The 16071-nt window shown below is 43.0% G+C and carries 13 protein-coding genes; 5 read left to right on the top strand and 8 right to left on the bottom strand.

Annotated features, from left to right (window positions below; translation table 11 throughout):
* The first annotated feature begins 94 nt into the window (after nt 1-94).
* From H6550_13540 to H6550_13555, 4 genes are all read left to right on the top strand, one after another.
* Entirely contained in the window at nt 95-1255 is a 1161-nt protein-coding gene (locus tag H6550_13540) for a class I SAM-dependent RNA methyltransferase (protein ID MCB9047150.1), read from the top strand.
* 264 nt (nt 1256-1519) lie between these two features.
* A complete protein-coding gene (locus H6550_13545) occupies nt 1520-3847 on the top strand; it encodes a TonB-dependent receptor (GenBank protein MCB9047151.1) in 2328 nt (775 codons plus the stop codon).
* Nucleotides 3848-3850: 3 nt separating this feature from the next.
* Nucleotides 3851-4642 (top strand): DUF4249 domain-containing protein, encoded by a 792-nt coding sequence (locus H6550_13550; GenBank protein MCB9047152.1) that lies wholly within the window; start codon nt 3851-3853, stop codon nt 4640-4642.
* A gap of 105 nt (nt 4643-4747) precedes the next feature.
* The gene (locus tag H6550_13555; GenBank protein ID MCB9047153.1) at nt 4748-5131 is read left to right on the top strand and encodes a hypothetical protein; all 384 of its coding nucleotides are present in this window, start codon (nt 4748-4750) and stop codon (nt 5129-5131) included.
* 106 nt (nt 5132-5237) lie between these two features.
* Here H6550_13555 and H6550_13560 read toward each other — a convergent pair whose 3' ends face one another.
* The gene (locus H6550_13560; GenBank protein ID MCB9047154.1) at nt 5238-5489 is read right to left on the bottom strand and encodes a hypothetical protein; all 252 of its coding nucleotides are present in this window, start codon (nt 5487-5489) and stop codon (nt 5238-5240) included.
* Nucleotides 5490-5518: 29 nt separating this feature from the next.
* On the bottom strand, nt 5519-8506 hold the full coding sequence (locus H6550_13565; GenBank protein MCB9047155.1) for a T9SS type A sorting domain-containing protein: 2988 nt from the start codon (nt 8504-8506) through the stop codon (nt 5519-5521).
* 370 nt (nt 8507-8876) lie between these two features.
* On the opposite strand from H6550_13565, the gene H6550_13570 reads away from it, so the two are divergent.
* Nucleotides 8877-9593, top strand: a complete 717-nt coding sequence (locus H6550_13570; protein ID MCB9047156.1) for a hypothetical protein — start codon at nt 8877-8879, stop codon at nt 9591-9593.
* A 31-nt stretch (nt 9594-9624) separates the two neighbouring features.
* On the opposite strand, the gene H6550_13575 is transcribed toward H6550_13570, so the two are convergent.
* The 6 genes from H6550_13575 to H6550_13600 are packed head-to-tail and all read right to left on the bottom strand — an operon-like array spanning nt 9625 to nt 15844.
* Complete coding sequence (locus H6550_13575; GenBank protein ID MCB9047157.1) at nt 9625-10386, bottom strand: response regulator transcription factor; 762 nt, start codon at nt 10384-10386, stop codon at nt 9625-9627.
* 11 nt (nt 10387-10397) lie between these two features.
* Nucleotides 10398-11468, bottom strand: a complete 1071-nt coding sequence (locus H6550_13580) for a histidine kinase (GenBank protein ID MCB9047158.1) — start codon at nt 11466-11468, stop codon at nt 10398-10400.
* Nucleotides 11469-11503: 35 nt separating this feature from the next.
* Nucleotides 11504-12193: an ABC transporter ATP-binding protein gene (locus tag H6550_13585; GenBank protein MCB9047159.1), complete on the bottom strand. Its 690-nt coding sequence runs from the start codon at nt 12191-12193 to the stop codon at nt 11504-11506.
* Between the two features lie 12 nt (nt 12194-12205).
* Nucleotides 12206-13468 (bottom strand): ABC transporter permease, encoded by a 1263-nt coding sequence (locus H6550_13590; protein ID MCB9047160.1) that lies wholly within the window; start codon nt 13466-13468, stop codon nt 12206-12208.
* On the bottom strand, nt 13468-14574 hold the full coding sequence (locus tag H6550_13595; protein MCB9047161.1) for an efflux RND transporter periplasmic adaptor subunit: 1107 nt from the start codon (nt 14572-14574) through the stop codon (nt 13468-13470). Before H6550_13595 ends, H6550_13590 begins: the two co-directional genes overlap by 1 nt.
* A 4-nt stretch (nt 14575-14578) precedes the next feature.
* On the bottom strand, nt 14579-15844 hold the full coding sequence (locus H6550_13600) for a TolC family protein (protein ID MCB9047162.1): 1266 nt from the start codon (nt 15842-15844) through the stop codon (nt 14579-14581).
* Between the last annotated feature and the right edge of the window lie 227 nt (nt 15845-16071).

Consider the following 16071-nt stretch of genomic DNA (forward strand, 5'->3'; position numbering starts at 1 on the left):
AATCCATGATGTTCATCATATTTAGCATTGATCATTATCTGAATAACACCAAATACCCGTCCCCTATCCTATTGTAATACTATCTTTGCTCCTTATGTCATTATACGATACCAAAGGTGCAATAACCATTACCTGTAATAAGAGGCTGGCTCCGTACGTGGAGCAGGAAGTGCGTGAACTGGGATTTACTATAGAGGAGACCTTTATTACCGGGGTGCGCACTACGGGTACGCTGAACGACTGCATACGGCTGAACCTGAACCTGCGCTGTGCCAGCCAGGTGCTTTATAGTCTAAAACAGTTCAGGGCCTATGACGCAGATATGGTGTATAAGAACATACACAGCTATGCATGGGAAAAGCTACTGCCACAGAACGGGTATTTCTCCATTACCAGCAATGTGTTCAACGATACCATCAACAATAATATGTTTGCCAACCTGCGTGTGAAAGATGGCATTGTAGACCGTATGCAGGAAAAAACCGGCGAACGCCCGAATAGCGGCGCAGAACTGTCAGGTGCGGTGATACATCTTTTCTGGAAGGGGAATGAAGCGGAGTTGTTCATAGATACATCGGGCAGCAGTATAGCACGCCACGGTTACCGTAAGATACCGGGCCGTGCCCCCATGCTCGAGGCCCTGGCAGCATCAACAATACTGGCAGGCAAGTGGGACAGGAAATCACCCTTTGTGAACCCCATGTGTGGTTCGGGCACATTGGCCATAGAAGCTGCACTTATAGCCACCAACACCCGCCCGGGACTATTCAGGGACAATTATGGTTTTATGCACCTGCAGGGTTATGACGAGGAGGTATATTTAGATGAGCGGGGCAAATTAGAGAATCAGATACTGGACGACGTGCCGGGATTGCGCATTATAGCTACTGACTACGACGCACAGGCCATTGCCAATGCCAGCAAGAACGCACGCGCTGCCGGCGTGGCCGACATGATAGAATTTAACAAAGTAGACTTTGCAGCCACACATGTGCCACAGGGCAAAGGCGGCGTGGTGTATATCAACCCCGAATATGGTGAGCGACTGGGCGAAATGGATGAACTGGAAGCCACCTACAAGCTCATTGGCGACTTTATGAAACAACAATGCAAGGGCTATCATGGCTACATTTTCACCGGCAATATGGACCTGGCCAAAAAGATAGGACTGAAAGCCAACAGGCGTATAGAGTTTTACAACAGCAAGATTGACTGCCGACTACTGGAATATGAGTTGTATGCGGGAAGTAAGTAGTACCAGATCAGTATAATCAGAAATCACATGGTATGTAAATTTACGTACCACTTTTATTTTACCCCTTATATTTTACGCTTTACCGCTGAAAACTTCCGCTTCGCCGATTATGTTTTGCCGGGGCGGCTGTTTTCCGTTCTATTTGCACCCGTAACCACCCGTACATAACAAAATATGCCATACATAGGGGTAAAACCTTATGAAGTTGTGTTCAGGGTGATACTTTAACTAAACAGATCACATCAGTAAAAACATTAACCAGAAATGCTCAGATTCAGGCTACTGGCCATGGTGCTTATGATAGGCATGGCAGTACAGGCACAAACAAAGAAATTCACGGTCAGCGGAACCGTCAAAGCCAAATCATCAGGCGAAACGCTGATAGGCGCCATTGTAAAAGTAAATGATGTAGAGGGAGCAGGAATCGTTACCAACGAATATGGTTTCTACTCCATAACCGTACCAGCCGGTGAGCATACCTTGTCAGTAAGCTACCTGGGTTACCAGCTAAGTGAATATAAAGTAATACTGGACAAGAACCTGACACAGAACGTTGCCATGGCCGATGAAGGGCAGAAGCTGGATGAGGTAGTGATAAAAAGCGAACGCGATGACGCCAATATTACCCGCAGCGAAATGGGTATGATGAAACTGGACATCAAAACTGCCAACAAACTGCCTGTTATCATGGGCGAGAAAGACATACTGAAGACCATGCAACTGATGCCGGGTATTGCATCGGCCGGTGATGGTAACAGTGGCTTTTACGTTCGAGGTGGTGGCCCTGACCAGAACCTGATATTGCTGGATGAGGCTCCTGTATATAATGCATCGCACCTGCTGGGCTTCTTTTCTACATTCAACTCCGACGCGATAAAAGATGTGACCGTATATAAAGGCAGCATTCCCGCAGAGTTTGGTGGCAGGGTATCATCTGTATTGGACATACAAATGAACGAGGGTAATAACCAGGACTACCATGTGAGTGGCGGTATAGGGCTGATATCATCGAAGCTGAATGTAGAGGGTCCGATACAAAAAGGCAAAAGCTCATTCCTGGTGACCGGACGCAGGACCTATGCAGATATGTTCCTGAAGGCATCAAACGACGACAACCTGAAAAACAGCCAACTGTATTTTTACGATCTGAACGCCAAAGTGAATTATTCCATCAATGACAAAAACAGGCTTTTCCTTTCAGGTTACTTTGGGAAAGACGTGCTTGGTTTCAACAATGTATTCGGTTTTGACTGGGGAAACACTACCGGAACTGCACGTTGGAGTCATATTGTGAACAGTAAGCTCTTCTCCAACACATCACTGATATACAGCGATTATCGTTATAACATCGGCATATCCAGCGCAGGTTTCGACTTTGACATTAAATCGAAGATACAAGACTGGAACCTGAAGCAGGAATTTACTTATTACCCCAACACAAAACATACCGTAAAGTTCGGTTTCAACAGCATACACCACACCATAGAGCCGGGCAACATACAAGCAAAAAGTGATGAATCGCAGATAAACAGTACTAATGTGGAAACACGTTACGCATGGGAGAACTCTGTTTTTGCATCAGACGACTGGAAAGTGACTGATAAGATACACGTGAACTATGGTCTGCGCGTTTCCTCATTCTCACTATTGGGCAAGGGTACTTTCTACGAATTTGATGAGAAAGGCAACACAACGGACAGCAGTATTTATAGTAGTGGTGAATTTATCAAAACGTACTACAATCCTGAGCCAAGGGTAAGCATCAACTACCTGCTGAATGAGAAAACCTCGATCAAAGCGGGTTACTCAAGAGGCGCTCAATACCTGCACCTGATGTCGAATTCGAATACCGGCAATCCTACAGACTTGTGGATACCCAGCAGCAAAATCGTAAAACCGCAGATAGTAGACCAGTACTCACTAGGTTTCTACCGCAACTTCAAAGACAATAACTACGAATTCTCTGCCGAGGTGTATTACAAAGACATGCAGAACCAGATAGACTATAAAAACGGCGCTCAACTGAACGTGAACACCAAGATAGAAAGCGAGTTGTTGTTTGGTGTAGGCAGAGCCTACGGACTGGAACTATTCTTCAAGAAAAAATACGGCAGGTTCAACGGATGGATAGGTTATACACTGTCTCGTACGGAGCGTAAGATAAACGGCATCAACAACGGGGATTGGTACGTATCACGTTACGACAGGACACACGACATATCAGTAGTAGGTATGTACGACCTGAACAAGCACTGGACCATATCGGCCATATGGGTGTATAATACAGGCAATGCTGTAACCTACCCTGCTGCCAAATATGAGCTGGATGGCGAGACCTACTTCTACTACTCAGACAGGAACGCTTCGCGCATGCCTGCCTACCATAGGTTAGACCTGGGGGCTACTTATACCAAAGTGACCAAACGTGGCAGGGAATCAAGCTGGGCCTTCTCTATCTATAACGCCTATAACAGGTATAACCCGTACTCAATAGAATTTCAACAGAACAAAACCAATCTGCAGCAAACACAGGCAGTGCAAACATCCTTGTTCGGCATAGTACCATCTATTACTTACAATTTCAAATTCTAAACAATGAAACAACTGAGATATATAGCTATTGCAGCACTTACAGGTATGACATTCGCATCGTGCACGAAGGTGATAGATGTGAACCTGGATAATACAGAACCAAAGATCGTGATAGAAGCCAACCTGGCAGACAATACAGGCCCCAATGTAGTAAAGGTCACGAGGACCATTGATATCGACAAGGACAATAATTTCCCGGGAGTGTCCGGTGCCATCGTGACCATGAAGGATGACGCAGGCTATGAAGAAGTATTAAAAGAGAAAGAAGCCGGGGTATACATTACCAACACTCCGGGTGTGCAAGGCAGAACCTATACACTTACCGTTATGATAGATGGAGAGACATACACTGCCATAAGCAAGATGCCGGTGAAAGTACCTTACGACTCACTGGGCCAGAAAGAAGTTATGACCTTTGACGGCCCCCAGTTGTTTCCTACTGTCTATTACCGAGACCCTGTGGGCACAGGTAATTACTACCGTGCTATCAGGTATGTGAACGGCATAGCTGACGGAGAGTTATATATTGAGTCTGATGAATTTATTGATGGTAAACACAGGGAAGCCGTTCTTTTCAACGGGCAGGAAAAAGAAGAACTGCAACCCGGTGACATAGTAACCGTTGAAATGCAATGCCTGGACCGACAAATGTATGAGTACCTTTTGGAACGTGAAGAAGCTGACGGCAGCTCTGAATCCGCAGCACCATCCAACCCAACCGGAAATATTTCCAATAAAGCCCTGGGATACTTCAGCGCGCATACCTCTGAGATAAAGGTGCTGGATCTGCAATAAAGGGAAACAAAGTAGATAAACAAGGTAAAGCCCGGTTCCTTCATGAAGGAACCGGGCTTTTTTATCGGATTGAAAGAAATTGTGTAATTTACCGTACTGAACGTTATGAAAAAGATACTAACAGGTGTTTTTGCACTTATGATCCTGGCAGGTTGTAAAAAAGGAACAACCATTACTTACCGTGTTATCAACCACAGCGGCGAACAGATAACATTTACCAGCTACTACGATTACAGCAGCAGGGGCAGCAGTTCTGCGATCGTCAACAATGGCGACACCCGGGATATCCTGATCATGGGCAAGGCCGACGGCAGTTTTGAATCTGATTACCAGGCCGGAGAATATATTGATTCCATAAAAGGCATATCCAACACCAATAAGATGGTGACCAAAGACCTGACCAAGGCCAGCAATTGGAGCAAAGTGACCACCAAAAAGCAAAGGTTGCACACCTTTACCGCTGAAATAAAGGCAGCAGACCTTAAATAGCAAAATATACTGTTACTTATATAAAACACTAAAAGGGCGGCATAGATATGCGCCCTTTTACCTTTATGCCTATACGGCACAAATAACTTATTGCAATAACAAAGTGTTATTTTTTCTTCTTGTCGCGTACGCGCTTAATACCATACGCAGCACCTGCTGCAGCCAGCACACTTAAGCCACCATCGAGAGGTATCTCGTTATAATCATCATCACAATTATCATCATCCTGGTCGTGGTTCTCATCATCATTCCAGTTTTTGACATCATTGTCAAAACCCGGACCTGTAGCAAAAACCATTACAGGTGATGTTAACATCAGAATCATTACTAACGGCTGTATCCATTTCAAATGTTTCATTATATACTCCTTATTTTTTGTTTATCTATTTATTGTTTCACGAGTTTTTCTACCATATGCGTATTATCGCTCTCGAGTTCTACCATATATACACCATCAGGCAGGTTGTATAATGGCACGACAACACTACCAACAGCTGCATTCACAGACTGTACGTAAACTACCCTGCCAGACATATCAGCTACTTTCACAACAGCGGTACCCTTCAGTTGATCAAAAGCAACTTTTACAGTTCCGTGCGCCGGATTTGGTATCAATTGCATACGACCAGATGCTGCGTTTTTGACAACTGACACGTCATCTGGAATGCCTTTCATATTGATCGAGAACCTGTCTGCACCGTAAGAATTTGTATCGGACGTAACATCAAACCAATATTCAAATCCTTCTTTCAGTTCTTCTGTCTTACCGGTGAACTTGTCATACAGATATAATTTCGTTCCTACCGGTATATTGAATTGAGGTACTTTCAAAGCGAAACTGTGGTCTGTCATACCCGGGTCCATGCCCAGCCTGATGACCTTATTATCTTCAAAGGGGCGTGTATCAATTGACAACAAGACATTGTCGTCTGACAAGGTATAGAAGTCCACATCGGGGTTGTGCAGTTTTACCATATCCAGCGAGTCTTCCACAGCCATGCCTGTACTGTCAAAAGACAGAGTCAGCCTGTCCCAGAAGGTCGTACTGTCTTCTATCTTCAACTCTACCATATAAGGGTCGTTTGCGGTATGTTTAAACAAAGCAGCAGGTGTAGCGCTTGTCTTATCCGACTCCTGGAAATTGACAAAGCCTTTTGATTTCCATGAGTATACTTTTGCCACAAAACCGGAATATGCAGGCAAGTAATAATTATAATAGAATGAGTAAGCAGAATACCCTCCTTTTGTACCCATATTCGGATCCCATACTACAAAGCTGGAATACAGGTCTGTACGGGTAAGCGTCCTCATATTCACAGGGGATGCATAGGGATTACCACATATTACAAACTCGGAGTTGTTGCCTTTATCCAAACCTATCAGCCTGTCACCCGTTATCAGGTCACCGGTCATGTCTATCGTTACAGAATCAGGAGTGTAGGCTGCACTTGTCAAACCTTGTCCTTTTGAACCACGGATAAATATGCGTGCCATTTCATAAGCATCCCAATAAGCTGGTATCGCACTGGGAAAATCTTTCCACCCGGGGTTATTGCCATATGTACTGTTATCGGCAGTTGATGCATCAAAATAATATGCAGACGGTGCATTTACCTGTACAGCCGTGAAACCATTCGTAGTGCCTCCGTTACCTGTAATGTCAATATCATCTGTAAGTTGGCTCAGGGCTATCGGGGTACCAAACGGATGACTCATAAAACGATATGCTCTTTTGCCGGGGATGTATTGTTCTACCGTTGTCTTACCTGAAATATAATTGCCCCCGTAGTAGCCTTGAGCAACGCGTGCTGTGCCTGTTGGTGAACTTTTCAGCACGAACTTATCGTTCGTGGTAAGTGTACCTGAAGTGGGTGTATAAGTATCCGTAATTTTTATTGTGTCTGCCAGGGAACAACCTGAGCCATTATTCAGCTCCAGGTTCTTTATTGTTTTATTTGAGAAAGCTCCTGATGGAATGGTCTGTGCTGAAGTACCATTCAATACTATCGTACCATTTTCTGCATTAAAGGTTCCACTATTGCTTATAGAACCGGCTATACGTAATGTGCCTCCGTTTACGATGACAGATGCTCCGCTTACTATCTCGATATTCTTACAACTTGAGGTACCACTGGCCAGGTTAGGATACCTGCTCTTGCCGGATGGTATCTTTACATTATCAGAAGAACCCGGTACCGAATTTGTCGACCAGTTGCTTGCCGTATTCCAATCTGTGCTGGTGCTACCTGTCCATGTAGTAACAGAAGGAGCAGCACCATTGTGCTTCATCACTGTTGCTTTCTGTCCGACTGAGTTATCTTTGAAACCCACATAGATCGTATTATTATTCCCGTCTATTACGATCGACGTGTAATCAACCGTGTTGGAAGAAAAACCGGCAGATGTAACAGGTGACCAGCTGCTACCATTGAAAGACAAGACAGTTGCCTTCTGGTTATTGCCATCGTCACGATATGCAATATAAGGTGTATTGTTACCATCGGTTTCGATGGTAGGCGTACCAATGCTATTAGAAGAAATACCTGAACTACCTACTACAGACCAATTACCACCTGTATAGGACTCAACCGTTGCTTTATTACCATTGGCCCAGTCTTTATATACCACATATGGCCTGTTGTTGCCATCTACATCAATGTCTATCTCTGATATGCCACCATTTGAAAACCCAGCAGTACCTAAGGTAGACCAGCTACCGCTGCTATATTTCATCACCCTGGCTTTCCAGCTCAGGCTATTGTCCCTATATGCAACGTACAGGTTACCACTTCCATCAATGTCAAATGAAAGATAATCGGATTGGCCTGAAGTAAAACCTTTACTGCCTACAGAAGACCAGTTACCACTTGTATATTTTTCTACTGTGGCTTTTCCTCCCCTGTATTGATCCTGGTAGGCAATATAAGGCGTACCCGAGCCATTAACAGCCACTGTAACGTAATACACCTGGCCGTCAGAAAGACCAGATCCGCCAATAACAGACCATGATGATCCGTTATACTTCATAACAGTTGCTTTGTTACTACTGGCACCATCACGATAACCTACATAGATATTATTGCTGCCATCAATGGCTATAGAAATATGCTCTGCAGAACCGGAAGAAACGCCTGTCCCTCCTACTGTTACCCAACTAGTACCATTAAATTTTTCTACGGTTAATTTGTTGCCTTGTGAGTTATCAGAGTAGGCAATATATGGAGTATGATTACCATCCACAGCCGTTGCTATATAATTGGCTACCGAATTGCTCAGCCCTGCACTACCAACAGTTGACCATTGTGCAGTTGCTGAAATAACGTTTGCTAAGAACAAGACAAACGTCGCTGCTACGGACGTAAATATCCTTTTCATTGTGTGTGTTTTTTTATTTGTGTTTTGACCTGACTATCAGCTGAGCTTAAGCCTTAGTCAGAATAACCAACATAATATTATTACGCCAATTACCATCAAATGTAAACAGCTGCAGTATTCATATGTAAAAAAACGACAGGGGTTAACATGTCAATAACATGGGTTATGATCTGCGATCTTGTGCCTGCATGTTGAAAATACAGACAAGGCATTGGTATGACACCAATTGAATAGCAAATACGCACTTTAGATTTTTTTGCAGAATTACCCATCCTAACCAGCTGAACATCAACATCATACTACGGTTGATAATCTGTATGTATACAACTTAAATTTTGTAAATGCATCAGAAAAAGCATAATTTCATCGCATGTTAAACCTCGGTACATTCAGATATTTTTTCATTACTCTATCTATTTGTCTTGTAGTAGCATCCTGCGGCAAAAAAGAAGAACCGCCCATTGAATTCAAGATCAATGGCATTAAGAATATTACGATACAGGAAAATGGTGCCGAAGAACTGACACTGGATGTAGAATTAGTATCTAATAATTCCGAACAAATTACGCTCAGCCTCGAAAATATGCCCGAAGGTATCAGCCCGAACTTTAACCGTACTACAGACAAACCACCGTTCACAGCTTCTCTCTACCTCAAAGACGATTCATCGAAAGGTGGTGAATATCATCCGGTGTTAAAAGGTGTCAGCGCGACAGGTGTAGAAAAGTCTTATGAATTTACAATTACTACCTTTGAAAAAACCTGCGCACTGAAAGCTGCAGGCTTATATCATGGCACTTCTACCTGCCGCAATGGCACCGGCGAGAACTCAGATGCCAACAACTTTGTAGTAGACCCCAACGACAAAAGTAAGCTGTACTTCACCTGGTGGAATGGCCAGACGGTATATTGTACTGTAAATTGTAACAAGAAACAGATAATCATCCCTAAACAGTACGTAGGCACCTATACTTTAAGTGGAGAAGGTTTTATGGACCAGAACTACACAATTATCGACTTCGATTACACGCAACGATTCAGCAATGGTGATACGTTGAGTTGCTATGCTCACTTCTTTAAGAAATAAAAGCAGAGACAACTAACCATTGCATATACTATTAACCTTCTATCCACCTCCTGAAACTCGCGGCTTTTTCTTTACTGATAATGATATCATCGCATGCCGGTAGTTTCATTTTAAGGTATATCTTGCTGCTTTCATCGCTGTGCATTGATGCAATGAATGGTAAAGCAATAATATGTTGCCTGTTGGCGCGATAGAACTGCGCGGGGTCAAGCAACTCTTCCACCTCGTCAAGTGAGCGGTAATCAGTAATAAACTTCTTCCCTTCGTGATTTACGAGGTATATTACCTCTTCTTTATTGAAACAAGCTACATCGTTAGCAGGTATCAAAACAACGTTACGACCTAAATGTACTGCAAATCGTTCTTTGTATTTTTTACTACCCTGGAAATCTTTAAATAATTCACCTATCTGTTGCAGGTAAGTTTCGTTGCCAAATTTGCTTTGTAATAAGTGAAACTTTTCCATTGCCGCCTGCAGTTCCTTCTTATCCACTGGTTTCAACAAATAATCGATACTATTTACTTTGAAAGCTCTTATGGCGTATTCATTAAAAGCCGTAGTAAAAATGATGGGGCATTGTATATTATAGTCGGTAAACACATCCAGGCTGATACCATCTGCCAGTTGGATATCAGATATGATAAGGTCAGGTGTTTGTACCTCGAGCCTTTTTCGTGCTTCCTGCACACTCTGGACAGGTCCTGCAATAACTGCATCCGGTTCCAGTTGTTTTACTAATTTCATGAGGCTTTCCGCTACCAGGGGCTCATCTTCCAATATCAAAATATTCATGTTTTGCTTTTTTAAATCAGGGGAATCCTTATTGTATAATAGTCAGGTGTATCCTCTACAACAATATTCTTGTTAGTCAGGAATGCATACAGCTGTCTCAGTTGCTGAAGCCCTGTCCCGTTTGACGTTTCAATCTGTTTGCGTAATTGTTTATTGTTTCTTATTAACAGGTTGTCGCCCTCATCCCACATCTTGATATTCAATGGAGAAGACACCTGTACAATGTTATGTTTTATTGCATTATCCAAAAGCATCTGCAGGGTGATCATCACGATGCCTTTCCCCCTTGCATGTTCAGATATCTTACTTTCTATACTCAGTCCTTGTCCGTAGCGTATCTGCAACAACTCAATATAATGGCCTATAAATTCAAGTTCATCCTCGAGGTTTACTACTTCGCTTTCCTTATGTTGCAAAACATATCGATACACCTTAGCCATATGCCTGATAAAGTCGGAAGCCAGATCGGGGTCTGTATGCACCAGCCCATCCAGTGAAGTGAGCATGTTAAACAGGTAATGAGGGTTAACCTGATTTTTGAGTTGATGATATTGCAGCTCATATTTCTCACGTTCTAATTCGGCCGCCTGTATCTCCAGTCCGGATTTCTCATTCACGGTGGCTTGCCAGTGTTGAAAAAAATGGAAGGCGTAAAATGCGAAATTGAACATGAATATTACGACCAGGACCATCATCATCATTGTCGCCAGGAACTCATCACTTACAAAATCAGGAATATGTTCCCTGCTGAAATATACTGCTGCAACGATAAATGGCAGTACGACCACTATCGTGATGAGCACCTGCAAGCTTATTCTTGTAAAAGGTCCACGCTCGAAAGGAAAAACGTTATTAAGCTTCCTGTTAATGAACTTTATCAAAAACCAGAATCCTGTAAAAACGAGACATTGTGATAAAAACGCAACGATATGCAACCATCCCCACTCAGGCACCAGGTAGTAACGCAGTGCAGAAGCTATAAGGGCAAAGTCTATGATGAGGAAGTACGGCATATACTTCATCTGTTTCATATACTTATCCTGTGCTATTTCACTCCTGGATGTTATGTCAGAGATCGGCATAAATACAAATTACACAATTATAAATAAGGAGAACTTTATTTAGGTGCAGCAATCTCTAATATCCGTCCATCTTCCATTTCCATGATGCGGTCTGAGCCGTTGGCAAAATCCGGATCGTGGGTAACAGTTATTATTGTTTGCTTGTTATCTTTTGCCAGTTGTCGGAAAATGTCAAAAACCATCATTGAGTTTGCCCTATCCAGGTTGCCTGTAGGTTCATCACCCATTATGATAGCAGGGTCGTTTATCAATGCCCGTGCAATAGCTACCCGTTGTTGCTGCCCACCTGATAATTTATTGGCGTGTTTATGTGCAAATTCTCCCATACCTACCGACTTCAATTTCTCCAAGGCCCTGAATTCTATTTCCTCTTCGCTATACCTGCCAAGTTTCAAAGCAGGTAACATGACATTTTTAAGCGCAGTAAATTCCGGCAACAAAAAATGGAATTGAAAAACGAAACCAAGGTGCTCATTTCTGAAAGCAGAGAGTGCGTTCTGTTTTTTGCCCGTCAACCTTTCACCTTTTATGTGCAGGCTGCCCTCGTAATCTGTATCCATAGTAGAGAGAATATATAGAAGCGTGCTTTTACCACAACCTGACTTTCCTGTAATTGAAAAGAATTCCCCTTCATCTACCTCAAAATCCAAACCTTTCAACACCTCGAACTCGGTAGGCTGGTAGAATTTCTTTTTGATATTTTCAGACCTTAATATGGTAGCCATTTGTTTTGTTTTTTATCCCCTGATAATTGAAACAGGGTCAACTTTCGCTGCTTTTCTTGATGGGAACCACCCTGCAAAAAGCGTAGTCAGGAACCCGAAGAAGATACCGATGATATAGTGAACAGGATTAAAATTTACCGGGAAGGTATCTATCCGGAAAAATTCACCTGCAGGGAATGGAGTGCGAGACAAAAGATAGCTGAAGAAAAAACCAATGAACAAACCTAATATCGCACCGGCAATACCTATGATAACAGATTGCAGCATAAAAATGCCGGTTACGTCATTACCCTGAAACCCTGTAGCTTTCAGTATTGCTATATCCTTCATCTTATTAATGATGTTCATGTTCATGATATTATAGATACCAAAACCGGCAACCACCAGCAGGGTAAAACAAACCACAAAAGTCATGATATTACGTATCTGCGTACCTGCCAGTAATGATTGGTTAGCCGCTTCCCAATCTTCAAACTTCAGGTCATTTACCTGGTTTGAGAGATCTGCCGCCAGTGCTTTTGCGTCATCGATGTTCTTCATTTTGACGTTCAGATCAGTAACGTACGATGGGTCTTTCTGCAATATTTTCTGAACGGTAGCCAGGGTAGCGTAGCTCTGCGTCTGATCCATGGCTGTAATACCAAAAGAAAATATACCCACGACTTTCAGGTTCAGGTTGCCCCCCTCAGGGGTAGTAGCATTTATCCTGTCTCCTACATGTACGCCCATCTTTTGGGCAAGGCCCTTACCCATTACTATTACATCAGAACCTTTCAGCAAGTCATTCAGCTGGCCAATATCCATTTTCTTATCCAGTCCGAACAATGAGGTCTGGCGTTCAACATCAATACCATATATATTGCCGGGTATTTTTACTGGACCATTGTTATAAAATACCTGTGTAGACAATTGCGGCGCTACACCTTTAACGCCAGGCATGCGTTCTATACGCTCCATCAGAGAGAGCCCGTTCTTTATCTTGCTAAGTTCATTTTTAGGTTTCTGGTGAGTAACGACATACCAGTCGTTCATTCCGGGAGTATTACCCTCTGCAATAATTTTCTCGTCCTTTATTTCCAAGGGCTTATAGATATGAATATGCGGAGTGTTGTCCATGGCCATATCTTCTGTAAAGTCATTCACCCCGGTCATAAAACTGATCATGATAATGAACATGGATATACCGAAGGTCACCCCGAGCATAGCAACGATACTCTGCTTCTTTTTAGTAAGCAGATGTGTCAATGCGATATTTAATGCCAGTTTCCAGTTCATTATTTCAATATTATTATAGAAGTTGTATCCACACCGCTTTTCACTTCAATCCATTCATCGTCAGCAATGCCGGTCGCTACATGCACGGCTTTTTTCCCATCGCCATCTTTTATCAACACGCTATCTCCTTTCTGCAATGCACTACGCGGTATTACCAACACTTCCTTATCCCTGGCCAATACTATGTTAGCTTCCAGATTAAGACCGTAAATGCCTAATGGCAGTGTTTCATCAAATGTAGCATCTACCCGGAATGACTGCTCTACCTTATTCAGCATAGGGTAGACCTTGCTTATATGCGCTTTAAATACTTTGTTGTCATAGGCATCCATGGTAATAAGTACCTCCTGCCCTACATATACCTTCTCCAGGTCGTCTTCGTCTATCAGTAGCTTAGCTATCATATCTCCTGAACCTATCAATGCCACCGGCTGGTTGGGACTAACAAGGTCGCCTGTTTCTTTATATATATCATAGACAATTCCATCCACAAAGCTCTTTATCCGTCCTTCATTTTGTTGCGCGCGGTTCACCTGCAGTTGATTTTGTGCCTGTTGCAATTGCAGTTTACCAGCAAGGGTCAATTGCTCATATTGTTGTTTAAGGTTCTGGTATTCTTTCAGCGAGCTCTGGTATTGCAGGTAATACTTTTCATAACTGCTTTTCGATATAGCGTCTTCATCAAAAAGTTTTTTGTACCGATCGTACTGCAGCTCATCCTGCTCTTTTTTTATCCTTGCCACCTCTATACGACCCGCCATCTCTTTGAACTGGGGTGCATTTTCATTTACGGTTGATATGGTTCTCTGCACAACAGCATGCGCACCCTGCTCCTGTGCATGACGTACTTCATTGCTGATGTAAAATAACTGCTGGCCTTTATGCACAGTATCTCCTTCTTTCACATAAGCCTCCTGCAGGTATCCATCTACACCGGCCATCACCTTATATTCCTGCTCAGGGAGCAATGTTCCCGACGCATATACTGCTGCGGTCAGCTTCCTGACCTGTGGCTTTGTTGTCACAGCTTTATCTTTACAGCCCAAAACTATTACCGTAATTGCAACAGCCATTGTCAGCGTAGCCCATATAATTGGTCGCTTCATTATCTTAAAAATTTTGTGTACTTAACAGATGATACAATATTCCGTCGGCGAGGTTCTGTAAATATTCCATCCTCGCCTTATTATATTCCATAAAAATATTATTGAACTGGTCGAATTCCATTACTCCCTCTTTAATATTCAGCTTGCCAATGCGTAAGTTGTCTTTTGCATTGGCCAGTTTCTCCGTCAACACCTTCTGTTTATTAAAAGCAGCATTGTATTGTGCAAGCCAATCCTCTTGTTGTTGTGACAATGCAGCATGCGTGCGTTCCTGCTCCAGTTTTGCCTGTTCCAGTTGCAGCTTTGTCTTTTGTTTCGATGCCCTGTAAAAGTTACCCTGAAACAGCGGAACGTTTAGCTTCATCCCAACACTTGCAACATTGAACTCTATATTCTTAAACCCTGCTTCGAAATTCGTTTGCATATTATAGGTATACCTGCCCGATAGCGACAATTCCGGCAGACCTGCAGTGCGGCTTTGCCTCAATGACAATTCTGCTGTGCGCACTTTCAACTCTGCTTCCTGCCATTGCGGACGTGCACTAACTGCTCCTGCCTGGTAAAGCACCGGCCATTCAAAATTGTCCAACTCTTCGTTCAGTACTAATGTGTCTATATCCAATATTGCTACAAGATTGTTAACACTCTTCTGCATAGCCTGCGTGTAACCTATACGTGTTGTTTTCACATCCAGCGAAAGATTTTTTGTCCTGTTGTAATCTGCAGGGTCTATAACTCCCTGTTCATTTCGTTCCGACATAATACGGAGCAACTCATCTGCTGTCTGTTCGTTCTCTTCATTCAACTTTAGTACCTCTTTGGTCACCAATGCCTGGTAATATGCCTGTACTAATTGCAAATGCAGGTTTTCTAATGCCACTTTACTGCTCCACTGGCTTTGCTCATACTGAGTTCGAGCCTTAGATAGTTTAGCCCAATTCTCCATGTCGATCACAGGAACGCTCAGCTCTGCGCCGCTTGTAAACACATACGGCAAGCCAAATTGCGCCTTAAGATATGTGCCGGGCGTACCACCCAGCGCCTCAGCCGGTAGCAACTGCGTAGCCAGTATGGGATAGTGATCACCGGTAGCAAACGCATTGACACGGGGATATAGCACTGAAGACTGCGCCTCCTTATCTTTTTGCGCAATGACCGGCTGTAAGTATGCCTGCCGGGCGGCAGGACTATTCTTATCGGCAAATGTTAATAACTGTTCCAACCCGTCTATGGCTACCTGGCCCCGGGCAGGATGAACAGCTATTATCATCAGAAAAAGATATACAAACCGCATTACAGTAATTATTTATACAAAGAGACATAAATAATAATAATCAAACAAACGCTATTCAACGAAACGGAAATATTCAACAAGGAAGCAGAACTGGATATAGAATATACATTTATCGTAATTTACCTTTATTCTAACTGTCAACTCTTTTACAAAGACATTTTTGGTAGTATATTGGCATTTGCTTGGTATTTTTTTTACACATT

The organism is Chitinophagales bacterium (genome assembly GCA_020636495.1).
Taxonomy (GTDB): domain Bacteria; phylum Bacteroidota; class Bacteroidia; order Chitinophagales; family Chitinophagaceae; genus UBA5543.